This window comes from Entomomonas sp. E2T0 (assembly GCF_025985425.1).
Taxonomy (GTDB): domain Bacteria; phylum Pseudomonadota; class Gammaproteobacteria; order Pseudomonadales; family Pseudomonadaceae; genus Entomomonas.
The window spans coordinates 2,322,633-2,347,813 of sequence record NZ_CP094972.1; the positions used below are offsets into that span (position 1 = coordinate 2,322,633).

At 33.9% G+C, this 25,181-nt stretch carries 34 protein-coding genes, 3 tRNA genes and 2 pseudogenes; 24 read left to right on the forward strand and 15 right to left on the reverse strand.

Annotation, left to right across the window (positions count from 1 at the left end; all coding sequences use genetic code 11):
• The first annotated feature begins 19 nt into the window (after positions 1–19).
• Positions 20–96, forward strand: a tRNA-Ile gene (locus MTZ49_RS11250).
• Between the two features lie 94 nt (positions 97–190).
• Here the strand turns inward: MTZ49_RS11250 and MTZ49_RS11255 are convergent.
• The 7 genes from MTZ49_RS11255 to MTZ49_RS11285 all read right to left on the reverse strand — a co-directional run bounded on the left by MTZ49_RS11255 (position 191) and on the right by MTZ49_RS11285 (position 4,611).
• Complete coding sequence (locus MTZ49_RS11255; protein WP_264745641.1) at positions 191–1,255, reverse strand: tyrosine-type recombinase/integrase; 1,065 nt, start codon at positions 1,253–1,255, stop codon at positions 191–193.
• A gap of 1 nt (position 1,256) precedes the next feature.
• Positions 1,257–1,484 carry a DUF4224 domain-containing protein gene (locus tag MTZ49_RS11260; RefSeq protein ID WP_264745642.1) on the reverse strand — a complete coding sequence of 76 codons (228 nt, stop codon included), beginning with the start codon at positions 1,482–1,484 and terminating at the stop codon, positions 1,257–1,259.
• Positions 1,477–1,749 carry a hypothetical protein gene (locus MTZ49_RS11265; RefSeq protein WP_264745643.1) on the reverse strand — a complete coding sequence of 91 codons (273 nt, stop codon included), beginning with the start codon at positions 1,747–1,749 and terminating at the stop codon, positions 1,477–1,479. Before MTZ49_RS11265 ends, MTZ49_RS11260 begins: the two co-directional genes overlap by 8 nt.
• A 137-nt stretch (positions 1,750–1,886) precedes the next feature.
• Positions 1,887–2,177 carry a helix-turn-helix transcriptional regulator gene (locus tag MTZ49_RS11270; RefSeq protein WP_264745644.1) on the reverse strand — a complete coding sequence of 97 codons (291 nt, stop codon included), beginning with the start codon at positions 2,175–2,177 and terminating at the stop codon, positions 1,887–1,889.
• Between the two features lie 12 nt (positions 2,178–2,189).
• Positions 2,190–3,068, reverse strand: coding sequence for a DNA cytosine methyltransferase (locus MTZ49_RS11275; RefSeq protein WP_264745645.1), 879 nt, complete (start codon positions 3,066–3,068; stop codon positions 2,190–2,192).
• Between the two features lie 322 nt (positions 3,069–3,390).
• Positions 3,391–3,735 (reverse strand): hypothetical protein, encoded by a 345-nt coding sequence (locus MTZ49_RS11280; protein WP_264745646.1) that lies wholly within the window; start codon positions 3,733–3,735, stop codon positions 3,391–3,393.
• Positions 3,736–3,993: 258 nt separating this feature from the next.
• Complete coding sequence (locus tag MTZ49_RS11285) at positions 3,994–4,611, reverse strand: lambda exonuclease family protein (RefSeq protein WP_264745647.1); 618 nt, start codon at positions 4,609–4,611, stop codon at positions 3,994–3,996.
• 263 nt (positions 4,612–4,874) lie between these two features.
• Here MTZ49_RS11285 and MTZ49_RS11290 point away from each other — a divergent pair, with 263 nt between their 5' ends.
• From MTZ49_RS11290 to lysC, 12 genes and pseudogenes are all read left to right on the forward strand, one after another.
• On the forward strand, positions 4,875–5,939 hold the full coding sequence (locus MTZ49_RS11290; protein WP_264745648.1) for a replicative DNA helicase: 1,065 nt from the start codon (positions 4,875–4,877) through the stop codon (positions 5,937–5,939).
• A gap of 5 nt (positions 5,940–5,944) precedes the next feature.
• Positions 5,945–6,400, forward strand: a complete 456-nt coding sequence (locus MTZ49_RS11295; RefSeq protein WP_264745649.1) for a recombination protein NinB — start codon at positions 5,945–5,947, stop codon at positions 6,398–6,400.
• Positions 6,397–6,653, forward strand: a pseudogene (locus MTZ49_RS11300) (DUF1364 domain-containing protein). Before MTZ49_RS11295 ends, MTZ49_RS11300 begins: the two are co-directional and overlap by 4 nt.
• Before the next feature lie 32 nt (positions 6,654–6,685).
• Positions 6,686–6,892, forward strand: a complete 207-nt coding sequence (locus MTZ49_RS11305) for a hypothetical protein (RefSeq protein WP_264745650.1) — start codon at positions 6,686–6,688, stop codon at positions 6,890–6,892.
• Positions 6,876–7,517, forward strand: a complete 642-nt coding sequence (locus MTZ49_RS11310) for a hypothetical protein (RefSeq protein ID WP_264745651.1) — start codon at positions 6,876–6,878, stop codon at positions 7,515–7,517. Before MTZ49_RS11305 ends, MTZ49_RS11310 begins: the two co-directional genes overlap by 17 nt.
• Before the next feature lie 166 nt (positions 7,518–7,683).
• A complete protein-coding gene (locus MTZ49_RS11315) occupies positions 7,684–8,022 on the forward strand; it encodes a hypothetical protein (RefSeq protein ID WP_264745652.1) in 339 nt (112 codons plus the stop codon).
• Between the two features lie 122 nt (positions 8,023–8,144).
• Entirely contained in the window at positions 8,145–8,420 is a 276-nt protein-coding gene (locus tag MTZ49_RS11320; RefSeq protein WP_264745653.1) for a hypothetical protein, read from the forward strand.
• 115 nt (positions 8,421–8,535) lie between these two features.
• Positions 8,536–8,856: a phage holin, lambda family gene (locus MTZ49_RS11325; protein WP_264745654.1), complete on the forward strand. Its 321-nt coding sequence runs from the start codon at positions 8,536–8,538 to the stop codon at positions 8,854–8,856.
• Positions 8,853–9,143 carry a hypothetical protein gene (locus MTZ49_RS11330; RefSeq protein WP_264745655.1) on the forward strand — a complete coding sequence of 97 codons (291 nt, stop codon included), beginning with the start codon at positions 8,853–8,855 and terminating at the stop codon, positions 9,141–9,143. Before MTZ49_RS11325 ends, MTZ49_RS11330 begins: the two co-directional genes overlap by 4 nt.
• An 8-nt stretch (positions 9,144–9,151) precedes the next feature.
• Entirely contained in the window at positions 9,152–9,226 is a 75-nt protein-coding gene (locus MTZ49_RS15820) for a M15 family metallopeptidase (RefSeq protein WP_413774191.1), read from the forward strand.
• Positions 9,226–9,576, forward strand: coding sequence for a hypothetical protein (locus MTZ49_RS11335; RefSeq protein ID WP_264745656.1), 351 nt, complete (start codon positions 9,226–9,228; stop codon positions 9,574–9,576). The genes MTZ49_RS15820 and MTZ49_RS11335 overlap by 1 nt, the downstream gene beginning before the upstream one ends.
• A complete protein-coding gene (lysC, locus tag MTZ49_RS11340; RefSeq protein ID WP_264745657.1) occupies positions 9,563–9,778 on the forward strand; it encodes an Rz1-like lysis system protein LysC in 216 nt (71 codons plus the stop codon). Before MTZ49_RS11335 ends, lysC begins: the two co-directional genes overlap by 14 nt.
• On the opposite strand, the gene MTZ49_RS11345 is transcribed toward lysC, so the two are convergent.
• On the reverse strand, positions 9,769–10,356 hold the full coding sequence (locus tag MTZ49_RS11345; protein WP_264745658.1) for a hypothetical protein: 588 nt from the start codon (positions 10,354–10,356) through the stop codon (positions 9,769–9,771). The genes lysC and MTZ49_RS11345 overlap by 10 nt on opposite strands.
• Before the next feature lie 110 nt (positions 10,357–10,466).
• On the opposite strand from MTZ49_RS11345, the pseudogene MTZ49_RS11350 reads away from it, so the two are divergent.
• From MTZ49_RS11350 to MTZ49_RS11380, 7 genes and pseudogenes are all read left to right on the forward strand, one after another.
• Positions 10,467–10,598 (forward strand): annotated as a pseudogene (locus tag MTZ49_RS11350) (terminase small subunit); the annotation flags it as partial.
• Between the two features lie 32 nt (positions 10,599–10,630).
• Positions 10,631–11,008, forward strand: a complete 378-nt coding sequence (locus MTZ49_RS11355) for a terminase small subunit (protein ID WP_264747912.1) — start codon at positions 10,631–10,633, stop codon at positions 11,006–11,008.
• Entirely contained in the window at positions 10,950–11,192 is a 243-nt protein-coding gene (locus tag MTZ49_RS11360) for a hypothetical protein (RefSeq protein ID WP_264745659.1), read from the forward strand. Before MTZ49_RS11355 ends, MTZ49_RS11360 begins: the two co-directional genes overlap by 59 nt.
• 253 nt (positions 11,193–11,445) lie before the next feature.
• Positions 11,446–12,378, forward strand: coding sequence for a phage terminase large subunit (gene terL, locus MTZ49_RS11365; protein ID WP_264747876.1), 933 nt, complete (start codon positions 11,446–11,448; stop codon positions 12,376–12,378).
• Complete coding sequence (locus MTZ49_RS11370) at positions 12,375–13,694, forward strand: DUF1073 domain-containing protein (RefSeq protein WP_264745660.1); 1,320 nt, start codon at positions 12,375–12,377, stop codon at positions 13,692–13,694. The genes terL and MTZ49_RS11370 overlap by 4 nt, the downstream gene beginning before the upstream one ends.
• Positions 13,695–13,752: 58 nt before the next feature.
• The gene (locus MTZ49_RS11375) at positions 13,753–14,067 is read left to right on the forward strand and encodes a hypothetical protein (protein WP_264745661.1); all 315 of its coding nucleotides are present in this window, start codon (positions 13,753–13,755) and stop codon (positions 14,065–14,067) included.
• Between the two features lie 382 nt (positions 14,068–14,449).
• Entirely contained in the window at positions 14,450–14,632 is a 183-nt protein-coding gene (locus tag MTZ49_RS11380) for a helix-turn-helix domain-containing protein (RefSeq protein WP_264745662.1), read from the forward strand.
• Positions 14,633–14,813: 181 nt separating this feature from the next.
• Here MTZ49_RS11380 and MTZ49_RS11385 read toward each other — a convergent pair whose 3' ends face one another.
• From MTZ49_RS11385 to MTZ49_RS11410, 6 genes are all read right to left on the reverse strand, one after another.
• Positions 14,814–15,854, reverse strand: coding sequence for an IS481 family transposase (locus MTZ49_RS11385; protein WP_264745663.1), 1,041 nt, complete (start codon positions 15,852–15,854; stop codon positions 14,814–14,816).
• Positions 15,855–15,978: 124 nt separating this feature from the next.
• A complete protein-coding gene (locus MTZ49_RS11390; protein WP_264745664.1) occupies positions 15,979–16,119 on the reverse strand; it encodes a hypothetical protein in 141 nt (46 codons plus the stop codon).
• A 406-nt stretch (positions 16,120–16,525) separates the two neighbouring features.
• A complete protein-coding gene (locus tag MTZ49_RS11395) occupies positions 16,526–16,666 on the reverse strand; it encodes a hypothetical protein (RefSeq protein ID WP_264745665.1) in 141 nt (46 codons plus the stop codon).
• A gap of 197 nt (positions 16,667–16,863) precedes the next feature.
• Entirely contained in the window at positions 16,864–17,286 is a 423-nt protein-coding gene (locus MTZ49_RS11400) for a hypothetical protein (protein WP_264745666.1), read from the reverse strand.
• A 480-nt stretch (positions 17,287–17,766) separates the two neighbouring features.
• The gene (locus MTZ49_RS11405) at positions 17,767–18,468 is read right to left on the reverse strand and encodes a hypothetical protein (protein WP_264745667.1); all 702 of its coding nucleotides are present in this window, start codon (positions 18,466–18,468) and stop codon (positions 17,767–17,769) included.
• 206 nt (positions 18,469–18,674) lie between these two features.
• Positions 18,675–18,751: transfer RNA gene (locus MTZ49_RS11410), tRNA-Arg, on the reverse strand.
• A gap of 633 nt (positions 18,752–19,384) precedes the next feature.
• On the opposite strand from MTZ49_RS11410, the gene alaS reads away from it, so the two are divergent.
• The 4 genes from alaS to MTZ49_RS11430 all read left to right on the forward strand — a co-directional run bounded on the left by alaS (position 19,385) and on the right by MTZ49_RS11430 (position 23,790).
• A complete protein-coding gene (gene alaS / locus MTZ49_RS11415; RefSeq protein ID WP_264745668.1) occupies positions 19,385–22,009 on the forward strand; it encodes an alanine--tRNA ligase in 2,625 nt (874 codons plus the stop codon).
• Positions 22,010–22,046: 37 nt separating this feature from the next.
• Positions 22,047–23,282, forward strand: a complete 1,236-nt coding sequence (locus tag MTZ49_RS11420) for an aspartate kinase (protein ID WP_264745669.1) — start codon at positions 22,047–22,049, stop codon at positions 23,280–23,282.
• Positions 23,283–23,438: 156 nt separating this feature from the next.
• Positions 23,439–23,627, forward strand: coding sequence for a carbon storage regulator CsrA (gene csrA, locus MTZ49_RS11425; RefSeq protein ID WP_201090329.1), 189 nt, complete (start codon positions 23,439–23,441; stop codon positions 23,625–23,627).
• A gap of 72 nt (positions 23,628–23,699) precedes the next feature.
• Positions 23,700–23,790: transfer RNA gene (locus MTZ49_RS11430), tRNA-Ser, on the forward strand.
• 608 nt (positions 23,791–24,398) lie between these two features.
• Here MTZ49_RS11430 and MTZ49_RS11435 read toward each other — a convergent pair.
• A complete protein-coding gene (locus MTZ49_RS11435) occupies positions 24,399–24,974 on the reverse strand; it encodes a GNAT family N-acetyltransferase (RefSeq protein ID WP_264745670.1) in 576 nt (191 codons plus the stop codon).
• Between the last annotated feature and the right edge of the window lie 207 nt (positions 24,975–25,181).

Below are 25,181 nucleotides of genomic sequence, written 5' to 3' on the forward strand. Positions count from 1 at the left end.
TATAATTTGCCCCCACTAAGGGCCTATAGCTCAGTTGGTTAGAGCAGCGGACTCATAATCCGTTGGTCGCAGGTTCGAGTCCTGCTGGGCCCACCATTTAAAAGCTAGTAATTGTAAAAGATTGCTGGCTTTTTTATTGCCTATAGTAAATGTATGTTTCCGTAATGGATTAATATCATTTCCGTAATAATTAGCGTTCGAGTGGGTCCACCTCTTGACCAATGCGAATATAAACGTCTCTAGTTATTTTCTCTTTGCTATGACCTAGAAGTTTGCTAGCTGCACTAATATCATTCATGTCGCTAGCTGCTTTGGACCTGGTATCTCTAAATTGAAATTGTTTAATTCTATCCGCTAGGTCCTGATCTTTATTTGATAATGCTTCATTCATTGCATCAATCCTAGCATTTTCAAACCTGTTTCTTAACATAGAGTAGGTTATACCTTTACCATTAACAGATATTAAATAAGGCCCACCTTCTTGTTTTCTTGAAATAATGTTGTTGATTAACATTCCTAAGCCTGTAGGACCATCATCATTGATAAGCCTAATTCGTAATTTATGGCCTGTTTTATTCTGTCCTATGAGTAAATGTTCATTAGTTATATTAGCCATTCTAATGCTAAGAACATCAGCAGGGCGTTGGCCCGTTAAATAAGCAACCATCATCATATCTTTTAATGCTTGGTCCGCATATTTATATACTGAATAAAATACTTCATCATCAGCATAGTAGGACCTGCTTTTTTCTTTATTCTTACGAACACCAGCTACAGGGTTTTCTTTTGCAATTCCCCATTCAATAGCATATTTATAGATATGAGAAAGTAGGGCCATTTCTCTATTCGCCCTAGTTTTCGCGGTCCTAGCGTCCCTGTATTGTGCTATATGATGCGGTTTTACAGCATTAGTTGGTGCATCTTCAAATGCTTTTCTTAGTTGTTTTAATTCTGCTAAGTTATCTTTTTGGGTCCTTGGTGCTTTGGTTGGTACTATTTCTCTTTCATATCTATCAAATAGATAACCCAATTTGTTTCTATTTTTCAATATTAAAGGCTCTTTTGTTTGTTCAAATTCGGCCCATTTTATTTTTGCTTCATCTAAGTCAGGCCCTAGTGGGATTTCTTTTTGTTTTGATGTTGTACCTTTGGCGTTATAGAAATAATATGTTAGTTTTTTCCCGTTTTTTAAGGTCCTTACTCTTTTTATCATTCTTACTGGTAATTCTCTATTTTCAGGACTCTTAGGTCGCATATCATCCTACCTTAGTTAAATCTAATATAAATTCTTCTTCTTTATCTGTTTGTGTGTTTTCAATAGGCACACCTAACTTCATGCGCATAACTAGTCTATGTACAGAGGGCCTGCCATTCTTTTTAACTGAGAAAGGCCAATTATTTTTAATTAACCATTCTTTTTGTTGTTTGGACCTTATAAATCCAGTGATTTCTGCCACTTCTTCATCTGTTAATACTTCACTCATCTTGACCACCTTTACTACGATAGTATTCATTTCTACTATCTGCATATTGTTGAGATTGTGCTAATGCTTGTAGCCATTGTTCATTAGTTTTCTTAATATCTGGTTTGTTAGTCCAAAAAAATATAAATTCTTTTAAAGTGGATTCTGATACTTCAATATCTGGTTTCCAGTTATTGAACATAGGAAAAGTATTTTGATCATCTTGATTAGGCAATAAACCATCTGGTATAGGTTCTGATACTGTACAAATGACCTTGCCATCCACTCTTTTTTATGCTTTTTCATCATCATCAAAAATATTACAATCTTCTCTCATATCTGCCATACAGTTAGCACATTGAGTATTACAAAAATCATTTTCTTCTTGAATATTTTTAAATATGCTCATAATCACTCCACGCCCTAAGTAGGCTTTACCTGTAAACTAATTAAGAACTGATTAGCTGCTTCTACTGGATCACTAAAAGAGTTATTAGCGATATTCTTAATAAAATCTGTAAATACAAAGCTGACTAACTGTGTTTTATTGTTAATACCTAGCTTATTAAATATGTTTGTCGTAAGACTTTTTACGGTTGGTTCTGCAATTCCCAACTCAAAACCAACTTGTTTTGCTGGATAACCATTGATTAACAAAATACAAATTTCTCTTTCTCTTTTAGTTAGTTTGTTTAATAAGTTATTTAAAGGCATATAAACACCTCATTAGTTAAAAAGTGATAATTGATTAGATTTAGGAATAGTAACTACTGGTTGATTTGATATTTCTGGCTGATCTACTAAACATTTTAAAATGTGTGCTATTACATCAACTGTCCAGCCATTACCTAAACAACGGTATCGTTGAGTATTGCTAATGCCATCAGTAAATCCAACAGGGAGAGTTTGTAGGCGTTCACACTCGATAGGTGTTAATATTCTGAAATCTTTATATTCTTTGTCTAAAAAGACCATCTGCCTACGTGATTTTTCAAAATAATTATTAAAATTTGATCCTTTGTGATAGTTTGCATCAATGCAGTATGATTTATCCCTATCCACAAACCCATGTTCAATAATATCTTTTAGTAATATTCCTTTATCTTCTGGTTGTGTTATTTGCCAGTTACACCAATATAGTCTTTTTCTACTTTGTGCGCTTAATAATGCGCTATCAATGACTACCTGGTCTACGTTTAAATAGTCACTAATAACTTTAATAAACTCTTTTTTCATTCTTACATTTTCAAGTAAGAATTTAACGCTTTGATTAAACTTTTTAACGTGATTTAGAATGTTTACAAAAACAAAAAATAACTTACCTCTTGGATCATCAAAGGCTAATTGCTTACCAGCTATTGAAAATGATTGGCAAGGCGAACCAGCAAGAATTAAATCAATACTAGACCAATCAACATTCCATTGTTGCCAGTTATTAATATCGCCAAGTCTGATAATATCGGGATAGTTATTCTCACTAACTTTTATAGCATATTTATCTATCTCGCTAGCATAGTAGTTTTTAACGGAAATACCTGCGCGATCTAATGCTAAACGACCGACTGAAATTCCATCGAACAGGCTTAATACATTAATATCATGCACGATAATTCCTCATTAGTTAAAACGATAAGTTAAAGAGTAGGGTATTTATCCACAATATCTGTGAATAAGAATGTTAGTAAGTGTTGAGTAAGGCTATTAGTCGTAGGGTATGACTAGGTTATATTAGGTAGATTAGAATTTAATCTAGTAAAAGCCCCTAATTAAAGGGGCTAATAGTTAGTTAATTCTTCTTAATAACCTTTTAAGACCTATTTCCATCAAAGTGGGTATAAGTTCAATAGGTACAAATTCTTGCATAATAGTAGACATATTGCTTTGACTACTAGTGTTAATAATATCTGCAACAATACCTAGTAACTTATTAAAGTGTCGATTCTGGAATAGGTGTTCCTAGTGGAATTCCCATTCTACCTGTGTGTTTGTAACAGCCGTTATAACTCCAACCAGTGATAATTCCTCTAGCATTTACGGCAAATGTTTTACTGCAAATACCACCTACATCAGTGATTGACTTCCAAGTCAGCACTGTTGAACCATCTCGATTTTGATATGAAGAGGAGGGGGCTCCCCATCTAGCGACTAGCTTACTCTCATTAGAACCAACCCATGCTTGCATCACATCATTTAACGTTTCCCTTCGTTCGTTTAGCGCGGCACAACCAGCTAATACTAAACCAAGAAATATTGGTACAATTATTTTCTTCATTTTCACTTCCATTTTAATAGCTCTATTTAAGTCCTATTCCGCCATCAAACAAACTTGTAGTCAAAGTTTTATTTTACCTAAAAAACAGATAGTTTCCAATATCTAAAGCAATTCTGAGTGCGTTCACTATATTCTTATACAAACTTGGTGCATTTTTACACAATACTTAACATCCAGCATCCTATTTTTTGATTAATGCTATAGTGCCTTTTAAGCCTTTCTGTAATAGGCTGTTTAAAATGTTCTTTTCTCATTTACCTATCTCTGAATAGTTGTAAGTGTCTTTTGTACTAGCTGAATAAAATCAGCTCGTCTATTTCTTAATTTGTTAATATCTTCTAAATAGTCATTTCTATTTAACCTATGAACTATTAATTGTGTATCTGGTGGAAATTCTGAACAGTAACTGATAAAGTCTACCCACTCTCTATTAGTGCAATCCAAGTGTCCTATGAGTTGCCATCGATATGAAGGATCGAACGAATTACGTTTTAATGTGGCGTAGTGAGTAGGTGCAATAACTGACTTTACCTCAATGACACCATCATCATTTACTAATCCATCTGGTGAATCACCATAATCGACAAGATCAAAAAAGCCGCCATTAGTAACATCAACAAAATATTGGTTTTCGTATAGCATCCTTGCTATTGGTTCCTGCTCGTGTCCTCTTTCCATGTGTTGATTACTAAAACTAAATTCGGCTTTCTGGTTATTAATAATTTCTAGTGCAAGTTGTAATGCATAACGTTTAGCAGGTTCACCAAAAGCATTACCATCATTAGCCATTATTAAGCCAAAATTAGAAGCTGTCGCTTTACCTAGTCGAAGTTTTTCCCATTCCTCACTGTTCTGCTGAACGTTGTGCCATCTCACTATTGTATTCCTCTATGAGCCGGTTTAAATGTTGTTTTGACATGGTTACTCTTGATAATACTTTATCTAGGTTGCCATCACGTTTATAAGCAGTTTTAGCATTAGCCCATTGATTAGTATGTGCTGATGTTAATTCTGGCTTTTCGGTGTGAATGGGCTTATTCTTAAACTTTCTACAGTGTCACGACCAAACCTAACATTGCTATCAACATAGATAGTTACTCTGATATAGCGTAGCCAATGCAAAAGGTTATGCTCAAATTGTGCGAGAAAAAGCAGTTTGCAGAGAGCTAGTCAAGTTAGGTCATGACGCTATTGAAATAGCTCAAACAAAACAAGAGCTACCTGACAAAATAGCAGCCATTCAAAGCAAAGCACTATCACTTGATTCATCATCAAATATGCACGATGTAGTACATGCTAGTGATGTACTCATAAACCATGTAGAAGAAATACAAAGACGTTTTGCTCTTGGTGGAGAAATTGACGGGCTTTCAACAGGTAATGAAGATATTGATAAGCGTTTAATGGGTTTAAAAGGTGGTGAGCTATATGTAGTAGCTGGAAGGCCTGCAATGGGTAAAACAGCCTTTGCAATGAACATTGCTAGTCACAATGCAGTAAATCAAAACAAATCTGTGCTAGTTGTTAGTTTAGAAATGACTAACGGTGTACTGATGGATAGATTACTGGCCTCAGTAGGGAGTATCCCACTATCAGAAATAAAAACAGGTCAAGTTGCTTGCAATTATCCTTCTCAGTTGGCTTGTGCTGCTGATGCTATCAATAAATCAAAGCTATTTATGGCTGATCGCCCTAACTTAAATATTATGCAATTACGCTCTATTGCTCGCAGGCATAAATTAAAACATGGTCTTGATTTATTAGTAGTTGACTACCTTCAGCTAATGCAGGGGTCAGGAAAAAATGAAAACAGAGTAAATGAAGTAAGCGAAATGTCAAGAGAATGCAAGCTACTAGCCCGCGAGTTAAATATCCCTGTAATCCTATTATCTCAATTAAACAGAGCATTAGAGCAAAGATCAAATAGACGACCCGTGATGAGCGATTTAAGAGAATCAGGCGCAATTGAACAAGATGCTGATGCAATCATATTTCTTTACAGAGACGAAGTATATAACCAAGAAAACAGCAAATACAAAGGAATTGCAGAAGTAATTCTTGGAAAGCTACGTAATGGCGAACCAGGCACAATATACACAGCTTTTAATGGCTCTATGAGTCGCTTTGACTTACTTGCTAAAGGATGGCAGCCAGAGCCAGAAGAAAGCAATGTAGCCAACTTTTCAAGTAGATACAGGAAATAATAATCATGGACAAAGTAAAGCAAAGCTATGTTATTCACTCACTAGATAAAGCTAAAAAAATTTTCTCAATGGCTTATTTATTTGCTCAAAAACTGGCAGAACATGATGCGGTACAGTTAATTGTTCGACCAGCTAAATCAAAAAGGACATTAGAACAGAATGCAAAAATGTGGGCTATGCTCACAGATATAGCAAATCAAAAGCAATGGGTTATCAATGGCGTATTACAAACAATAAAGCCTGCTGAATGGAAAGATATATTGAATGCTGCATTAGATCAAGAAATGAAAGTAACTCAAGGAATTAATGGCGGTATGGTTTTTCTAGGTAAACGTACTAGTCAAATGTCAGTTAAAGAAATGACTGATCTGATCGAGTTAATGCACGCATTTGGAGCTGAACACAATATCAAATGGTCAGCACCTAAAACTGATTTTATTTTTTGGGAAGAAGCAGCATGAGCAAAATTACTGAATCAGCACGCGGAGAAGAATGTTTAGTTAGAATCCCTGCTGTGTGCAATCACAATCCAGAAACTACTGTATTTGCACATTATAGGCTTGCTGGTACTTGTGGAATGGGTAAAAAACCAAAAGACACACAAGGGGCTTATGCTTGTAGCTCTTGTCACGATGAAGTAGATAGAAGAACACACTTTATAGAGATCAACAAACAGCTAAACAATATCACGCTGAAGGCGTTATGCGTACTTAGCTCAAGTTAATTAAAAAAGGGCTGATAAAACTATGAAATGGGCTGAAGTTAGTGACTATCATCTTGTTTCTGATAAAGGCTACAAAGTAGCCAAATTCAAAGCGGGTGATGATTGGAAGTATAGAGCATTTACATCAAAAAAAGGTGACATTGATTATCAGCCTATTGGCTCATTATTTGATTGCAATAAAAAAGCACGAGAAGCCTACGAGGAACATGAGAATGCAAACAAACGATAGAAAGATAATAGGTATTGATCCTAGCTGTTCAGGCTCAATTGTTGTTTTAGAAAAAAATCTTAGTTACGTTAGTCATCTGCTAATGCCTACCTTTAAAACGGGTAAGAGTAGCAGGGTAAACGGTGCAGAAGTAGCCTCATTTCTAAATCAATATGATGATGCTTTTAATGAGTTAGATAAACTTATTGGAGATCTTACGGAAGAAAATATTCAAGACAAGAATGAACTGCAAGAAAAGTATAATGAAATTAAAGATAAATTAGAAACTGCACAAAATAAGATTATTGAGCTTGAAACTTCTGGAGCAATACTAGAAACTCCTTTTTTTGAGCTGTTAGGTATGTTAGAACGTTTAAAAGAAAAGTATAACTTTAAAAATGTAGCTTATGAGCGAATACTAGTAGAAAATATGGATGTTATTTCTGAAGACTTAGAAAATAGACTGAAAGAGGCTGGTTATTTCAATGATATTGGAACCCCTAGTGTTAAATTGATTAATTCACTCAGCGTGGCAAATTTTATAAGAACACTTGACGAAGAAAATGAAAGATTGAGAAAACTAAGCAAAACAAGAAGAGTTGAGACAATTACAAGAATGAAAGAAAAAAATAAATTAAAAGATTGACAGTGGTGCAGAATTTTGGTAAAAATTATCATAACTGAAAGTTGAAACTAAAAACCAGCAAGCAAAGCTGGTTTTTTTGTGCCTGTTTTATCTTGCTATAGCCAAAAGAATAAACATTCCTATATCACTAAAATTAAATCTCCATTAAACAAATAAGGAGATAAAAGTGGAAGCAATTCATGAAAAAAATATACGCTTAGTAATTGGTTCAATTTGGGGGTCAAGTATTGGAAACTCAATAAAAGTAACCACAAAAACTATGGATGTTCTTTTGGATGTTTTAAAGTCATTTGGTGAAAAAGCACCACAAATGGGAAATTATTTTAATTCAATTGAGTCTTCCGAGTCAGGAGGATTAAGAGGTGCTATTTTGTTATATGGTAATGAAATAGCCGATACAATAAATACTAAAACATCTGGTTTTCTTGGTGCAGTCAATAATGCTGCAAAAGTAGCGGTAGCCGCTCAATATAGAGAGGCAATTGAAAGAGCAGGTAACCAGTAACAAATATAAAAGCCCCTTTCTAGCAATAGTCTGGGGCTTTTTATCTTGTTAAAGCAAAAAGAATCAATTGCTTATACTAGCTAGAATGTAATCTCTATTAAACAATAAAGGAGATTTTAAAAATGGCCATTGATAATATTAGATTTACTGTTAATTTTCCTAGTGATTTTCTTTTTGACTCATCAGGAATGAGCCCTAATCCTAAACCAACTTGGATTGTTCCTGTACAAGGAAGTTTTGTAACTGAAGAAGGGCTTTTTAGAAATACACAGATAACTATAAATGTTGCTCTTGAAAATGAAAGAGCTACCTCTATGTCAGAAGTTCAACAAAAAGCTAAAGAAATAGTAAGTAATTTGTTTAGACCAGATCTAAATGTTGAATTTTATATTAAATAAAAATAAAGCCCCTTTCAGAAATGATTGGGGTTTTTTTATCTGCATTAAGGTATTGCAACTCAATATTATCACACATTGATGTGTTGAAATAATACAACTTTACTTAAGAGAATATATGCCGAACAAAGATCCCAACCTATGGAATTGGTTGATAGCAGCAATTGAACAAAGCCCTACTATACAAGGGGCTGTTATGGCGGCAATTATGGCTATACTAAGATTACTTTATGATGAAAACGAAACAAAACCAATAAGAATAGCTTTAGAAGCAGTTACTTGTGGTGCCATGTCACTATGTATTACAAGTATAGTTGAAATATTTAACCTCCCACAAAGCGCAGTTATTACTATTGGTGGTGCCATTGGCTTTATTGGTGTGACAGCGCTCAGAAATTTTATCTTAAAAGCTATAAATAAAAGGATTGATAAAGAATGACATTCAAATTCAGCCAAAGAAGCTTAGATAAACTAACAGGCATTAATCCTGATTTACGAAAAGTAGTTGATAGAGCTTTACAGTTATCTACAATTGATTTCGGTATTACTGAAGGGTTAAGAGATAGAGCTACACAAGAAAAATATGTAGCTAGTGGTGCTAGTCAAACTATGAATAGCCGCCATTTAACAGGCCATGCTGTAGATGTAGTAGCTTATGTTAATGGTAAGGTTGGAAGTATTATGAAGAAATCTCAAAAGCATTTAAGCGGGCATCTGAGGAGTTAAATATTCCTATTATATGGGGAGGAAGCTGGAAATCCCTGAAAGATGGACCTCACTTTGAATTAGATCGTAAACAGTATCCATAATGGAAACAATAACTAAATATGCTTCTATTGGTTTAGTAGCTTTATTAGCTATAACTATTATCTACATATCAATACTTTCTAATCAGCGTGATAAAGCATTATTACAATTAAATAGTGCTGAGAGTCAAATAATTCAGTTGGTTGATATTAATAAAAACCTTAATGGCTCTATTGATCTATTAGAGAGCCAAGCTCAACAAAACAGGGTTTATATCACTAAGCTAGAAGCTAAACGAACAGAGACAGAGAAACAAGCTACTAAGCTAGTCCAAGAGTTCAAGACAAAGAAACATGAAAATCAAACTATTAATAACTGGGCTAGTCAGCCTTTGCCTAATGGGCTGTATTGATAAGCCTGTAGTTACTGATGTGAAGGTAGTCAAAGTAGAACTACCTGCTATTACACCATGCCAAAGATTATCTATTCCTGATTGCAAACCAGTTGATAATGGTGAGCTGTATGAGTGTACTTTGACTATTCAGAAGAATCTAAATCTTTGTGCTGATCAGGTAGATGCATTGATTGAGTGGCAGGAAGATCATTATCGCTGATGCTCATAATCAGAGGCGATTAATTGCTTATACTTTTTATAAGTAAAAATAATAGTAAGGTAATAGTAAAGTGCTGAAATAATACAAAATGATAGTGCTAAGGAGTAAAATACAAAAGAGCCTGCATACAAATATTCATGCTCTTTTATAGTGGGTAAATAAAATCTCATTGCTGATGAAATGAAAGCAATCATAAAGATGGTTGCTAGAAGAGATTGCCATAAAAAAGGGAAAAAGCTAAATACTAATCTGTTATTTGATAGTGTCGTATAGTGTGTGTACATTCTTATTAGTGTGCTAGAAAAGCTAGTGCCACATTTTTCATATATTTTATAAAACATATCTTGTTGTTCTTTTGTTTTACGGCCAGTTACAAGAAATTTTATAGTGTATATTTTTTTCTTTTCTAAATATCTTTTAGTATCAGCCATCTCTTCCTGATCTTGTATTTTTTCTATTTTTTCTAAAAGGTTTTCTATGCGGTCTAAATCTCGGTATTTACTATATAGTAAATACCCTATAAAAGTGAAAGCGGCCGGTACAAGGACAGCTAATATAAAATTAAGTATTTCAATCATATAAACTCCAATATTAGGCGATTTTATAGGAAGTATAATAACTTAAAATAATCATGAAAGAACGAACTAACTAAGAGATTATTTCTTATCGTTAGGCGATAGGAATAGTAATGAGAAAATTAACAAACAAACAGAAGTTATTCATAAAAGAATATCTAATAGATCTAAATGCAACACAAGCAGCTATAAGAGCAAGGTACTCAAAAGTTACAGCTAATAAAATAGGAACTCAACTACTAGGTAAAACTAGTATTTCAAATGCAATTCAAAAGCTATGGACAATAGATCAGAAAGAACAGAAATTACTGCTGATTATGTGCTTAATGCTATCAAAGAAACAGTTGAACGCTGTATGCAAGCAAAACCTATTATTGATGCAACAGGTAAGCCTGTTATGGTCGAATTATCTAATGGTGAATTTGCCCCTGCATATAAGTTTGATGCTAATAGTGCATTAAAGGGTTACGAGTTATTAGGAAAGCATTTAAAACTATTTACTGATAAACATGAAGTAACAGGTGCTAATGGTGGAGCAATTAAAGTAGACAATAGGTTTTATCTTTCTGAGCTGTCAGATAAAGAATTAGAACTATATGAAGAACTTGCAATTTTACAATCTAAGCGAGATCAGACAAGAGAAGGCGAGACGTAATTTCTTCAACTTTGTAAAGTACACTAAGCAAGACTTTATAGAAGGATGGTTTAATAAAATAGTTGCTGATGCACTTCAAGAGTTCTATGAAGATGTAAAAGCAGGTAAACAACCTAGATTAATGATCTTTGCTCCACCTCGTAGCGGTAAAAGTGAATTATTTAGTAGAAGATTTCCAGCATAGGTATTAGGTAAAGACCCTAATCTTCAGATAATAGCTACCAGTTATAGTTCAGACTTATCAAGTAGAATGAACAGGGATGTACAAAGAATTATCGATGAACCCAACTATAATGCTGTTTTCCCTGACACCAGTCTAAACCGAAAAAACATTGTAACTATTGCCAATACTCCACTAAGGAATAGCGAAATATTTGAGATAGTTAATTATCAAGGTGCATACAGAAGCGCAGGGGTAGGCGCAGGCGGGTGCTGATATAGCTATTATTGATGACCCTATAAAAGATGCCAAAGAAGCTAATAGTGCAACAATACGCAATGCTATATGGGGTTGGTACACTACAACACTATATACACGCTTAAGCCCTAATAGCGGCATTCTGTTAGGTATGACTCGTTGGCATCAAGACGATCTTGCAGGCCGACTAATAGCTGAAATGGAAAAAGGGGAAGGTGACCAATGGAAAATAATACGCTTCCCTGCTATTGCTGAGATAGATGAACAGTTTAGAAAAATAGGTGAGCCTTTACATCCTGAAAGATTTACTTTAGAGCGTCTAAATAAAATCAAGTCAGCAGTGGGTACAACCACTTGGAATAGTTTCTATCAACAACGTCCAACTACTGCTGGCGGTGGAGTAATTAAAGGCTCTTGGTTCAAACGTTATGAAATACTACCAAGAATAAAACGAGTAGCAATATTTGCTGATACCGCCCAGAAAGTAAAAACACAAAATGACTATACCGTGTTTTTAGTGGTTGGTCTTGGCCATGATAGTAATCTTTATATTATTGATGTGGTGCGCGGTAAGTGGGAAGCTCCAGACCTTTTTAGAACTGCTAAAGATGTTTGGAATAAATATGCAGATAAAAGACCAACAGCTATTCATATCGAAGATAAATCTAGTGGTTCAAGCTTAATTCAAACATTAAACAAGTTCACCAAAATTCCAGTTAAACCAATACAAACAGATACTGATAAATATACAAGAGTGTTAGGTGTACAGGGATATATTGAAAGTGGTTTTGTGTTTCTGCCTGCTAATGCCTCATGGGTGCGTGACTTTATTGATGAATGTGAAGATTTTACCGCCACAGATAGCCATCTACATGATGACCAAGTAGATACTTTAGTAATGGCTATTAATCATTTCTTAGGTGGCAGTGTCACTATTTGGGATAGTTTATGAGTGAAAAAACGTTAAATGACAGTATGATGAATTTAGTTACTGCATTAGGTAGAAAGTCAGAGAGTAGAAAATATAAACAATTTACTAATAAAAGCAATAATTACTGGTTAAATACTTATTTCTCAAGTTGGATAGCAGAAAAGTATATTGATAAAACCGCCAGAGATATGGTTAAAAAGTGGCGTGTTATAGAAACATCTGATACTGAATCAGAACAATTAAAGCTGCTTGAAAAACTTGAAGATAAATTTAAAGTACCAATGATTGCTGAAGAAGCCCTTGCTTTTGGTTCATTGTTTGGTGAAATATTAATACTTGCTATTACTGATATTACAGAAGATCAATATGCAACTGAATTAAATCTATCAACAGAAAAATTATTACGCTTTATTGTAATAGATGATTATAAGAATGGTGATATTGATACCAGCATATTATCAAAAACGTTTGGAGAGCCTTTATCCTATACAGTAAGCAATATTGAAATACATGCATCAAGAGTACATAGATTAGTAACTGGCAAGATACCATTCAGCAAAAGAAAAAAGAACGGTGGTCAAGGCGTTAGTGATCTTAATTCTAAGATGGATATTATTAAAGCCTTTGATGCTATATCAACCTCAGTCTCTGATCTTGTTGAAGAATGTAAGATTGATGTATTAAAGATGAAGGGTTTAAATAATCAAATAGCGGCCGGTCAAGAGGATTTAGTTGTTAAATATGCTCAATTAGCTCAACAAATTAAATCATTAAGCAATATGTTGCTAGTAGATGCTGATGACGAGTACGACCAGAAAGAAATTACATTTAGCGGTTTATCTGATCTATGGGTGAAGGCGCGTGAAGTAGTAGCTGGTGCAATGGATAGACCTGTTACAGTGATGTTTGGTCAATCAGCAGCAGGCTTTGCCAGTGGCGAAGAAGATAATCAAGCCTATTATGGCACTATTAACTCATTACAAGAATCACGTTTAAGGCCATTACTTGATTTTACTGACCAGTTTTTGTTAGCAATGGCTAATATCAATCCTGACGACTTCGCATATAATTTTCCAAGTATTGAACCGTCTAATATTAAAGAAGAATCAACCACCTTTGCAACCTATTCAACGGGCATTGTTAGCCTTTATCAAAACAACCTGATAACAGGTAAACAGGCACTGATGGAATTAAAGCAAAAAGGAGTTTTTTCAAATATTAGTGAACAAGATATTGAGAATATAGAAGAGTTGGAAAAACCTTATGATAATCAATTTACCGACCCTTATCAAATCACGGAGACAGGTTCGCAACAGTCGCAAAATACGGCCTATTAAGGGCAGTAAACAGGCTGAAGTTATCTATAGGGATGCTTTAACAGAGATTATTAATACAATGGTCTCTATAGCAGTAACAGCGGTAAATAATACTATCCTTATAGATGCTGAAGCAGATAATACTCTGTTAGGGAAAACTAATACCATTATTCAAAGACTTAGCAACTTTATCTCTAGCGCAACTGGTATTTTTTCCGAAATCGAGATTACACGTCTTAAAGATCGACGCGGCACGCTAGAAACTCAACTTAAAAAAATGGATAATGATCAAGCTATTCAAACATGTAAGGAGACTAATTACGAGCTTGAGTACATGAAAATTGGCTTACAAAACGCAAAGTCCCTACAGTCCATGAGGAATTCAACTCAATAATGCTGTAATCCAGTAAAAGGTTAAACATGAATGGTTTAACCTTCCTATTATTAGTAAGCTGTTTAGTTTTGTTGCCAGTGTTAAACAGCTTGTGGCAATATGGATTAAAATACCATATGCACGTAAGGCAGACTCAGCAGAGATAAGTTTTTCTAAGCTAAGGAGTTGGTCATAAAAATAATGATCCTCAAATTATGATAGATTTTTTCAATTTTTTTTGTAGGATAAAAACAATCTCCGCTTTCTTAACTTAAAACTTAAAGTTAAGTACCGAGAAGTCTGTTTATGAGCAGGCAGCGGACTTAGAATATGTGTAATGCATATTGTTAAGTCTATTGCCTGTTTTTTGTTATGGCGATAGGCATTTTTAGAGGTAATAAAAATGGAAAGTCTAAAGTTTTTAATTAATCAAGATGTAGCAGAACTACTTCGTATTAAGTCTACAACATTGGCTATATGGCGTGTAAGAGGTATGGGGCCAACTTACTGCAAGGCAGACAGATGGGTTATCTATTATAAGTCGGACGTTATGTCATGGTTAGACAGCCAAAAGCACCAGCCCTAATCCAGTATAGAATAAAGAACAGTGTATTTATCTGTAAAAGCTATGGATAAGAATTTTAATTAGCATTTAATAGTAGTGCTATTAGGTAGGGTATGACTTGGTTTATTGCTTAGGTTAAGTTAATTTGTAGTAGTCACGACCAGATCGTACAGTAACCCATTTTAAAAAGGTGTCTGTTAGGTTAGATCTGGTCTAAATTCTTTTCTAACCAGATCAGTTTTCCATCAAGTAATGTTTCCATAGGAGTTCTTCCACAGCATATTTTACCTTGATGAGTTCGGTTATTATTGTAGTAATCTAGCCATTCGTCCAGATCTTTTTGCAGTTCCTCTAGATGATTATAAAGCTTTTTCCTAAAGGTAATTTGGTAAAACTCTTGTGATACAGTCTTATGGAATCTTTCACAAATACCATTAGTCTGCGGTGACATGGCTTTAGTTTTAGTGTGATCAATATCATTGATCGCTAAATAGAGCTGATAATCATGGTGTTCTACCTTTCCACAATACTCTGTGCCTCTATCAGTGAGTATTCTCAACATAGGCAGTTCATGACTATTATAGAAAGGTAATACCTTATCATTAAGTATATCCGCTGCGGTAATCGGTGTTTTAGTGGTGTATAGCTTACAATGAACTACCTTTGAGTAGGAGTCGATAAAGGTTTGTTGGTAAATTCTACCTACACCCTTTAAGTTACCTACATAAAAGGTGTCTTGGCAACCTAAATAACCAGGATGAGCAGTTTCTATCTCACCACTCGCTTCATCATCGTGCTTTTTCTTTTCTAAAGCAGCTATTTGTTGATCGTTGAGAATAATACCTTCAGTAGCTACTTTTTCTTCTAATGCTTTAAGACGTTTTTTAAAATTCTCTAAGTTATACCTAAGCCAAATAGAACGAACACCGCCACCTGAAACAAATATACCTTGCTTTCTTAACTCGTTACTAGCTCTGTGTTGACCATAGGCAGGATACTCTACAGCATAAGATACTACTGATTGCTCTGTTGTTTCATCCACTCTATTTTTTAGATTAGGTACTCGTCTACTTTTTGAAATAAGCGAATCGATATCACCTTGCTCTACAAGTTCTTGGTAGCGATAAAAGGTATCTCTTGATACCCCCATTACTTTACAGGCTTTGGATACGTTTTGTAGTTCTTCTGCTAAGTTTAAAAGACCTACTTTATGTTTAATGATTGGATTGTTAGTATGTAACATGAGAGTTACTCCTTTTGTTCTGATTAAAGTTTCAACACCTTTATCAAAACGGGTAACTCTCTCTTTTGCAAGAAAATTGTACGATCAGGTCTTAACTATTCCAGTTAGTTTCTAGTAAAATGTTCTATTGTTGGGTTTGCTCAATATATTGCTCTATGTTGTTAGCAATATACCTCTGTTTCTCTAGCAATAGCCAAAGCTGAATCATCATTTCATGTTCTCTATCAAATGATACTATCCATTGTAAGCCTTCGTCATAAGGCAAAAAAGAATAACCTAGATATTGCTATGTTTCTCCAATGACATGATGGTTATTATCATTATCAGTAAAAGGTTTAATTATCTTGTAGAAATTATTTACTTTTAAATAGCTGTAATTTTCACTTTTGCTTTTGCTATAAAATCCTATGGGTTTTAAGTTTTGCATATTTTTGATCAAAGCTAGATGAATCGATAGTATGTTCTATCATAACTTAGTGTAAGCTAAAAAACACCTACAATCCATTAGTTGAGAGTTATTTATTAAAGTGGCATATCTTTATTAGATATCTTTAAATATTAATCTGTTATTAATCAATCCACTTAATTTGCAGAGCAATCTTTACATTTATTTAATATCTTTAAGTAAGATAGGAAGTAAATACATTGAGGTTTATGATTTTTATATAGCATTAATTCTCAGTGGAAGTACGTTTTTTTTCTTTTGATTCCATATGTTTAATCAATTCATCTATTAGCTTTTGCTCCTCTTCAGTTAGAGGGCGTTTTAAACGACTTTCAGCAAATACTTGTAATTCTTTAGTAAGATCCATAATGATTTCATCTTGTTAAAACATTGTAGCTTAAATATAGTTTAAAATAAATTTTTGTAAATCAGTTTTTAATAGAGGCTTTGATTAATAAAATTAGATTTCAATGCATTATAAGTCTATTGGAATATTTAGGAAGGTTTGTTTTGTAGAATGGTTTTTATGTAAGGTGATTAGCTAGCTAATCACCTTATTTTTCATTATTGAGATACTTTGTTTAAAGCATCTTGTTCTTTTTGGTGAAGTTTATTTTCAAATTGTTGCTTTTTCTCAATACGGTTTTGCTTTGCAGCCTTCTTGTCTGCTTCAAATTTATCTTTACGTGCTTGACGTTCTTTCTTTAAATCTTCTTTAGTTGTTGAGCCATTTTTATGCTCTTGTTTTTTTGCTTCAAGTGATTGTTTATCTGCATCTAACTTGCTTTTAGCTTCTTGTTTATTAGCTTTAATTTTATCTTTTAATGCTTGACGCTCTGTTGCTGCTTGTTCTTTATTAGCTTGTTTCTTTTCTGCCATCACTTCTTTTAAAGATTTGTGTTGAGGTTGTTCAGTTTGCTCTTGAGCATAAAGCGCTGTACTTGAAAGGGCTAATGCTAATAATGCAAATGGAAGTGCTTTTTTCATTTTATAACTACCTTATTAAAAAATAATATTGTGAATATTATGTTAGTTAGGTGTGTTATAAAAGAAAAGAGGTAGATTGTTTCTAAAAGTATATCGACTTAAAGGGAGAGAGGCGTTTATTAGTCTTTAGTCTAAAGAAAATAAAGATCGATATGGGTAAATAAAAAACTCTAAACATAGTGTTTAGAGCATTTAGGAAAGAATTTAAAATGATATAAGCTAGGAGCTTTAATTATTTATAAACCACAAGAATTATGGCTGTCAAGGAAGTTCTTGTATAAGTGTTGAACATCTATAAACTAGGCTTTAGTAGGAATGCTATGATATTTCAAGATTCTTGCATTATTTAATTGCACAATTTACCAAAGTTGTTCCCCGTAATATGGCTTGTCTAGTTATTAAAAACTAACTAAAGATGGAAAGAGGCTGCATTTGTAGTCTCTTTGTATATAATTAGGCATTAGAAGCTAAATGTTTATTTCATTTGTTATTTTGTAGCAATTTATAATGAATAAGCTTAAAGAGAAGATTAATAAATTGAGTAAATGCCTCAAAAACAATGTCAATTTTTTGTTTAATAAGTTCTAATTCGTTAGTATTAAATGCGATATTATCAAATAATCTTTGTTCACTTCCAATAGTATGGCCTGTTTCATGGGAAAGATGAGTATTTCCACAAAAGACTAACTCCTTATTATATTTTAATTTTACGTCATTGGCTAAAGGAGCAAGAACCTTAAACATTACATTACCTGTTGCTTCCATTGCCTCTATAATTGCTAAGCGTTGTTTTGCTGAACTATTGTAAATTTCTCCAATTAATGTATAAGTTAATTCTCTAACGGATGATGTTGTAGAGTCCCATAAATACATTAAGTGTTCAGGTAAAGTGGCTATGTTATTGATTTGTAATGTTTTTAGATCATCAATAAACCATTTCCAATGATCTTGATCTTCTTTAGCGTGAGTATTTACCACTTTTTCTAACTCATTTTTAGGCTCTGTATATTTTAATACATATTTATTTAAATCTCCGAAACTCATTATAAAATGAGACATTATGGGTAGAGTGGAAGATAACTTTTCTTTTGAAGAAAACTCTTCATTTTTTAGCAGATCAAATAATGGTAATTTTGAAAACTGTTGTTTTTTAGAGTGTATATAAAGGATTACTTTTTTCATATATTGGCTTATAAAACATAGGTGTTTGGTAGGTAAGTGATATAAGTGAAGTTGTTCTATATAATTATATTTTAGGATAGTTTATTAGTTAAAGTTTTATTATTAGACTATGGTCGACTGAATAAAAAATTGAGAAACCAATGTTAATCATATATTTTTTTTAAATGATAACAACATAAAGGCTTTACATGATATGAAACTATAGATGGTGCGCGAGGCGGGATTCGAACCCGCGGCCTACCGCTTAGGAGGCGGTCGCTCTATCCAGCTGAGCTACAAGCGCAATAAGGATTATAATAAACAGTAATTTTATCATAATCCTTAAATTAATTGCCACACGATTACTGTAGTATAAATTTGTTTCTCAGTTTTTATGATATTTCTTTTGTATGTATTAGATTGATAGAAAATTTATACAATAGCTAATATAGCTTATTATAAGGGGTTATTCTAAAAAGCTTTTTAAAACATAGAAGTAGTTAGATAAGTACTTATAATAAGAGATGTTTTTATGTTATAAATCAATCCATTATTTATAGTGTGTTGTATATTAAGCCATTATTGAAAGTACCTTGATAATCCTGTAGAATGCTTAAGATTAGGTAAAAGTTTAATTGAATTAATGATTAGTTATTTTAATCATTTATCAGTTTAGTTTTATTATTGCATTATTCTAGCCCTGTCTATTTTCTGATAGACAGGGCTGTTTGTTGTGGCACATTTTTCAATAATTATGTTTGAAGCGCTAAAGCAGGTAGTTATTTAGTAAGTGTGTCTATCAATTAGTATATTTAATGATATGTATTTAATGTTTCAATAAGTTTTTTTATACAGTTAGATATATATTATAGAAGAATAGAATTTAAATTAAGATGATTAATATGCCTTTTAGTTACCAAATTTCGTGGAATGCTTTATGAAAAGTACAGAAATTCGTGAAGCTTATTTACGTTTCTTTGAAAGTAAAAAACATACCCGTGTTTCTTCTAGTTCATTAGTCCCAGATAATGACCCAACATTATTATTTACTAATGCAGGCATGAATCAATTTAAGGATTGTTTTTTAGGGGGCGAAAAACGTTCTTATTCTCGTGCTACCACAAGCCAGAAATGCGTAAGAGCAGGTGGCAAGCATAATGACTTAGAGAACGTAGGCTATACAGCTAGACACCATACTTTTTTTGAAATGCTAGGTAACTTTAGTTTTGGCGATTATTTTAAGAGAGATGCTATTAGTTATGCTTGGGAGTTTCTAACCTCAACTGAGTGGTTGGGTTTACCTAAAGAGAAACTATGGGTCACTATTTATCAGAATGATGATGAAGCTTTTGATATATGGACGAATCAAGTAGGTGTTCCAGCAGAACGAATTATTCGTATTGGCGACAATAAAGGTGCTCCTTATGCTTCGGATAATTTCTGGACAATGGGGGATACTGGTCCGTGTGGTCCTTGCACAGAAATTTTCTATGATCATGGTGCTGAAATTTGGGGTGGTCTTCCCGGAACTCCAGAAGAAGATGGTGATCGCTATATAGAAATTTGGAATGTGGTCTTTATGCAGTTTAATCGTACTGCAGATGGTGTAATGCATTCATTACCAGCCCCTAGTGTTGATACAGGCATGGGCTTGGAGCGTATTAGTGCAGTAATGCAACATGTACATTCTAATTATGAAATTGATTTATTCCAAAGCTTATTAAAGGCATCTGCTGAAGCAATCGGTTGTGCAAATGATGATGCACCTTCTTTAAAAGTGGTAGCAGATCATATACGTTCTTGTAGCTTTTTAATTGCTGATGGTGTTTTACCTTCGAATGAGGGGCGAGGCTATGTGTTACGTCGTATTATTCGTCGTGCCTGTCGCCATGGTAATAAATTAGGTGCTAAGGGTGCGTTTTTCCATAAAATAGTCGCTGCATTAGTGGCTGAAATGGGCAATGCCTATCCAGAGCTTAAACAAAACCAAGGCCATATTGAACGTGTTTTAAAAGCAGAAGAAGAACAATTTGCTAAAACATTAGATCAGGGTTTACGTATTTTAGAGCAGGATCTAGCGGAACTAACTGGGAATACTATTCCTGGTGATGTTATCTTTAAGCTATATGATACTTATGGTTTTCCTGTTGACTTAACTAATGATATCGCTCGTGAAAGAGGATTAGTGTTGGATGAAGAAGGTTTCCAACACAATATGAAGGAACAACAGGCTCGAGCCAAATCAGCTAGTCAGTTTAGTGTAGATTATAACAGTATTCTTAAAATAGATTCTGAAACAGAATTTACAGGGTATGATTACTTAGCAGATGAAGGTAAGGTAGTTGGTTTATTAAAAGGTAATGAAAGCATCACAGAATTGCAAATAGGTGATGAAGGCTGTGTTATTCTAGATAAAACACCTTTCTATGCTGAATCAGGTGGACAAGTAGGCGATGCAGGTTACTTATTTATAGATGGTGTACGCTTTGAAGTTCATGATGTAACTAAAGTAAAAGGTGCTTTTTTACATCATGGTAAGGTAGCTGAAGGGACTATCCACACAGGTATGTTACTAAAGGCAGTAGTCAATATTAATGTACGTAAAGCTACTGCACTGAATCATTCTGCGACACATTTGTTACATGCAGCTTTAAGAAAAGTCTTAGGCGATCATGTACAACAAAAAGGTTCATTAGTTGATAGCCAACGCCTTCGTTTTGACTTTAGCCATTTTGAAGCTGTGACTCCCTTACAAATTGAAGAGTTGGAACGATTAGTCAATGAGCAAATACGCCTAAATACTCAAGTTCAAACCAAAATTACTGATATAGACACTGCCAAAGAAATGGGAGCTATGGCTCTATTTGGAGAAAAATACGGTGATGTAGTACGTGTTCTTTCAATGGGTAGTGGTTTCTCTGTTGAACTTTGTGGTGGTACTCACGTTGATCGTACAGGTGATATTGGTCTATTTAAAATTATTGCGGAAACAGGTATTGCTTCAGGCGTGCGTCGTATTGAAGCAGTAACTGGTGCTATTGCCTTTGATTATTTAAACTCCGCAGACAGCGATTTAAAGACAGCTGCGCAATTATTAAAGGGTAACAAAGATAACTTCTTTGAAAAACTGAAATCTGTATTAGAGCAGAATCGTCAGTTGGAAAAAGATATAGAGCAACTAAAAGCGAAATTAGCTTCAGCTGCAGGTAGTGATTTAGTATCTAATGCATTAGATATTAAAGGCGTAAAAGTTTTAGCAACACGTATTGATGGTCAAGATAATAAGGCATTATTGGCCTTATTAGACCAACTTAAAAATAAATTAGGTTCAGCTGTTATTTTATTAGCTAGTGAGTTAGATGGTAAAGCTGTTTTAGTCGCAGGTGTAACAGATGATCTAAGTAGTAAATTAAAAGCAGGGGACTTAATTAAACAAGCCTGTGAAGTAGTAGAAGGTAAGGGCGGTGGTCGTCCAACTATGGCACAAGGTAGTGGCAGTAATGTTTCAAAAATAGATGAGGCATTAACTTTAGCAACTACTTTTGTAGAACAGACTTTATAGCAAAATAATTGCACAATAGCGTTAGGCAGTTAATATTATGGCATTAATTGTACAAAAATTTGGTGGTACTTCAGTCGGCTCTGTTGAACGAATTCAGCAAGTAGCGCAGAAAATTAAGAAGTTTAAAGCAGAAGGTAATGATCTTGTTATCGTTGTTTCTGCAATGAGTGGCGAAACTAATAGGCTATTAGGTCTTGCTAAGCAGATTACAGATCGTCCTAATCTGAGAGAGCTTGATGTAATGGTCTCTACAGGTGAGCAGGTTACAATAGCGTTATTATGCCTTGCTTTAGAGACTATTGGTGTACCTGCTAAATCGTATACTGGTGCACAAGTTAGAATACAAACGGATAGTTCTCATACTAAAGCGCGTATTTTAAGTATTGATGACCATAATATTAAAGCAGATCTTAAAGCGGGTAGAGTAGTAGTTGTAGCGGGTTTCCAAGGTGTAGATGATAATGGAAATATTACTACATTAGGGCGTGGTGGTTCTGATACTACAGGTGTAGCCCTAGCTGCGGCTTTAAAGGCTGATGAATGCCAAATTTATACAGATGTTGATGGTGTTTATACAACGGATCCAAGGATAGAGCCTAAGGCACGTCGTTTAGAAAAAATTACTTTTGAAGAAATGCTAGAAATGGCTAGTTTAGGTTCAAAAGTATTGCAAATTCGTTCAGTTGAATTTGCTGGCAAATATAATGTGCCATTACGTGTATTACATAGCTTTAAAGAAGGGTCTGGTACTCTTATAACAATTGATGAAGAGGTTTCTGTGGAACAGCCTATTATTTCTGGTATAGCTTTTAGTAGAGATGAAGCTAAGCTAACTATTCGTGGAGTGCCAGATACTCCAGGAGTAGCATCTGATATTCTAGGGCCTATCAGTGCTGCTAATATTGAAGTAGATATGATAGTTCAGAATATATCTCAAGATGGGACAACAGATTTTACGTTTACGGTATCTCGTAATGAATATCAAACGGCACTCGATATCTTAAATGATACAGCCAAAAAGATTTCAGCGCGAGAGGTTGCTGGTAACCTAGATATTGCTAAAGTATCTATTGTTGGAGTGGGTATGCGCTCTCATGCAGGTGTTGCTAGCCGTATGTTTGGAGTACTTGCTAAGGAAGGTATTAATATTCTTATGATATCAACTTCAGAAATTAAAATTTCTGTATTGATTGAAGAGAAGTATTTGGAGTTAGCAGTTAGGTCATTGCATACTGCATTTGAACTAGATGCACCAGATAAAACTTTAGATTAATTAAATGTTTTGAAACAAAAGGGTGCTTTTTTTAATTCATTATGCCCTTATTATTAAAGGTGATTGTTTTAAAAAAGTAAGGTTATAGTATTTCCATTTTGTGAAATATTATGTGTTCAATTTTACATCCTAGAAGTACTTGTGAGGAGATAGGGAATGTTAATTCTAACCCGTAAGGTTGGGGAAGCTTTAATGGTAGGTGATGATGTTAATATCACTGTATTAGGTGTTAAAGGTAACCAGGTTCGTATTGGTGTGAGCGCGCCTAAAGAGGTAGCGGTACATCGCGAAGAGATTTATCAACGTATTCAAAAGGAAAAAAATCAAGCTGTAAAGCCTGAATAGGAAAAATTTGAAAAAAATGAAAATTTTGCTTTTCAAATGACTAAAAAAAAGGTAGGATACGCCCCCAATACCGGAGAGGTGGCCGAGAGGCCGAAGGCACTCCCCTGCTAAGGGAGCATACCTCAAAAGGGTATCGGGGGTTCGAATCCCCCCCTCTCCGCCATAGGAATTATTAGACCCCTTGTTATTGCAAGGGGTTTTTATTTTGTATAACAAAAAAAGCTATCTGAATTGTATTTATAAAAATATCCAAACTATCTCCTTTATTAATACTCAACCAGTAAAAATAGTAATAATTAATATAATATTAAAGTTATTATGGAATACTGTGTTGATTAGAGAATAGTATTATTCTTTGTTTACATATATAAGCTAACGATGCGCTGTTTTATTAGGATAATAAAAAGTGTGAGTAAATAATAAAAAACTAGAATGTGCCATATTATGGATATAAAGCATATAATTTTTTAGCAATGCCTTTTTACAGCCAAATCCTTGCAAATGTATTAGCAGGGGGCTAGCTTTTAAATTTAAGACACTGTTGCCATGGGGCGCTACCCAAGATATGGCGCCCATATGATCCTATAACCCTTAAATATGATAAGCAAACGCGACGTTATGCTAAATTTTGGTTTAATATGTGTGATTAAAAGTTAAGAGATCATTTTTATTTGACGAACTCTAAAATAAGTCAGTTGAAAAACCAAGAGCATGTTAATTTAATGGAAAAACAATTTGTAGATTAAGATGCTTTATAGGTAACTTAATATATTAAGCTACCTTGTTTTGTTTTTTTCTAATAGCCCATTCTTCTGCTAATAGGCCATATAGCTCTGAATCACAATGTTCACCATGAATAATCCAACGTTGTTTTAAATAGCCATCTTTGTGAAAGCCTAAATGGTCTAATGTTTTGCCAGAGCAAGTATCATGTGGATCAATTTCAGCTTCTATACGGTTAAGATGTAAGTTATCAAAGGCGAAACTCAGAAACTCATAAAGTGCCTCACGCATATAACCTTTATTCCAAGCATGAGTTGCTAGACCATAACCGATTTCAGCGCGTTTGGCGTTTTTTAGAATATTAAATAATAAACATGTACCTATTAATTTATTATCACTTTTTCTGATAATACCTAGCGTTAGTTGGGTTTTAGCCTTCATTGCTTTATTGGCTTCATCTATTACTTTATAGGCACGTTCAATACATTTGATAGGATCCGTTTTCCAGTAGCGCAGAACTTCAGTATCAAACATTATTTTATATAAATCATGAGCATCCTGAGCGACAAGGGGGCGTAATAATAGTCGCGCAGTATTTAAAGTTGTTGTTGAAAATGAAGTCATCACAATATTCCTCTTTTATAGTTATACTCCTTATAAGGCTGTAAATTCTTCATTTATTATGGTTACTGTATATTAACCTTTAGTATAGTGTGGTTATTTTTTAGGTCTTTCTTTGTTGTTTTTTAAAAAGTATTTGTTTTAAATCAATTTTCTTTAATTGGTACTGGTAAATTTTCTATTCCTTTTGGTTATAGAATTAATAAAAAT

Coding starts and splice junctions, on each gene's coding strand:
- MTZ49_RS11255 (WP_264745641.1), bottom strand. CDS start 1,255: ATGCGACCTAAGAGTCCTGAAAATAGAGAATTACCAGTAAGAATGATA.
- MTZ49_RS11260 (WP_264745642.1), bottom strand. CDS start 1,484: ATGAGTGAAGTATTAACAGATGAAGAAGTGGCAGAAATCACTGGATTT.
- MTZ49_RS11270 (WP_264745644.1), bottom strand. CDS start 2,177: ATGCCTTTAAATAACTTATTAAACAAACTAACTAAAAGAGAAAGAGAA.
- MTZ49_RS11280 (WP_264745646.1), bottom strand. CDS start 3,735: ATGAAGAAAATAATTGTACCAATATTTCTTGGTTTAGTATTAGCTGGT.
- MTZ49_RS11295 (WP_264745649.1), top strand. CDS start 5,945: ATGGACAAAGTAAAGCAAAGCTATGTTATTCACTCACTAGATAAAGCT.
- MTZ49_RS11305 (WP_264745650.1), top strand. CDS start 6,686: ATGAAATGGGCTGAAGTTAGTGACTATCATCTTGTTTCTGATAAAGGC.
- MTZ49_RS11310 (WP_264745651.1), top strand. CDS start 6,876: ATGCAAACAAACGATAGAAAGATAATAGGTATTGATCCTAGCTGTTCA.
- MTZ49_RS11320 (WP_264745653.1), top strand. CDS start 8,145: ATGGCCATTGATAATATTAGATTTACTGTTAATTTTCCTAGTGATTTT.
- MTZ49_RS11325 (WP_264745654.1), top strand. CDS start 8,536: ATGCCGAACAAAGATCCCAACCTATGGAATTGGTTGATAGCAGCAATT.
- MTZ49_RS11330 (WP_264745655.1), top strand. CDS start 8,853: ATGACATTCAAATTCAGCCAAAGAAGCTTAGATAAACTAACAGGCATT.
- MTZ49_RS11335 (WP_264745656.1), top strand. CDS start 9,226: ATGGAAACAATAACTAAATATGCTTCTATTGGTTTAGTAGCTTTATTA.
- lysC (WP_264745657.1), top strand. CDS start 9,563: ATGGGCTGTATTGATAAGCCTGTAGTTACTGATGTGAAGGTAGTCAAA.
- MTZ49_RS11345 (WP_264745658.1), bottom strand. CDS start 10,356: ATGATTGAAATACTTAATTTTATATTAGCTGTCCTTGTACCGGCCGCT.
- MTZ49_RS11355 (WP_264747912.1), top strand. CDS start 10,631: ATGGACAATAGATCAGAAAGAACAGAAATTACTGCTGATTATGTGCTT.
- MTZ49_RS11360 (WP_264745659.1), top strand. CDS start 10,950: ATGAAGAACTTGCAATTTTACAATCTAAGCGAGATCAGACAAGAGAAG.
- MTZ49_RS11370 (WP_264745660.1), top strand. CDS start 12,375: ATGAGTGAAAAAACGTTAAATGACAGTATGATGAATTTAGTTACTGCA.
- MTZ49_RS11375 (WP_264745661.1), top strand. CDS start 13,753: ATGGTCTCTATAGCAGTAACAGCGGTAAATAATACTATCCTTATAGAT.
- MTZ49_RS11380 (WP_264745662.1), top strand. CDS start 14,450: ATGGAAAGTCTAAAGTTTTTAATTAATCAAGATGTAGCAGAACTACTT.
- MTZ49_RS11385 (WP_264745663.1), bottom strand. CDS start 15,854: ATGTTACATACTAACAATCCAATCATTAAACATAAAGTAGGTCTTTTA.
- MTZ49_RS11395 (WP_264745665.1), bottom strand. CDS start 16,666: ATGGATCTTACTAAAGAATTACAAGTATTTGCTGAAAGTCGTTTAAAA.
- MTZ49_RS11400 (WP_264745666.1), bottom strand. CDS start 17,286: ATGAAAAAAGCACTTCCATTTGCATTATTAGCATTAGCCCTTTCAAGT.
- MTZ49_RS11405 (WP_264745667.1), bottom strand. CDS start 18,468: ATGAAAAAAGTAATCCTTTATATACACTCTAAAAAACAACAGTTTTCA.
- alaS (WP_264745668.1), top strand. CDS start 19,385: ATGAAAAGTACAGAAATTCGTGAAGCTTATTTACGTTTCTTTGAAAGT.
- MTZ49_RS11420 (WP_264745669.1), top strand. CDS start 22,047: ATGGCATTAATTGTACAAAAATTTGGTGGTACTTCAGTCGGCTCTGTT.
- csrA (WP_201090329.1), top strand. CDS start 23,439: ATGTTAATTCTAACCCGTAAGGTTGGGGAAGCTTTAATGGTAGGTGAT.
- MTZ49_RS11435 (WP_264745670.1), bottom strand. CDS start 24,974: ATGACTTCATTTTCAACAACAACTTTAAATACTGCGCGACTATTATTA.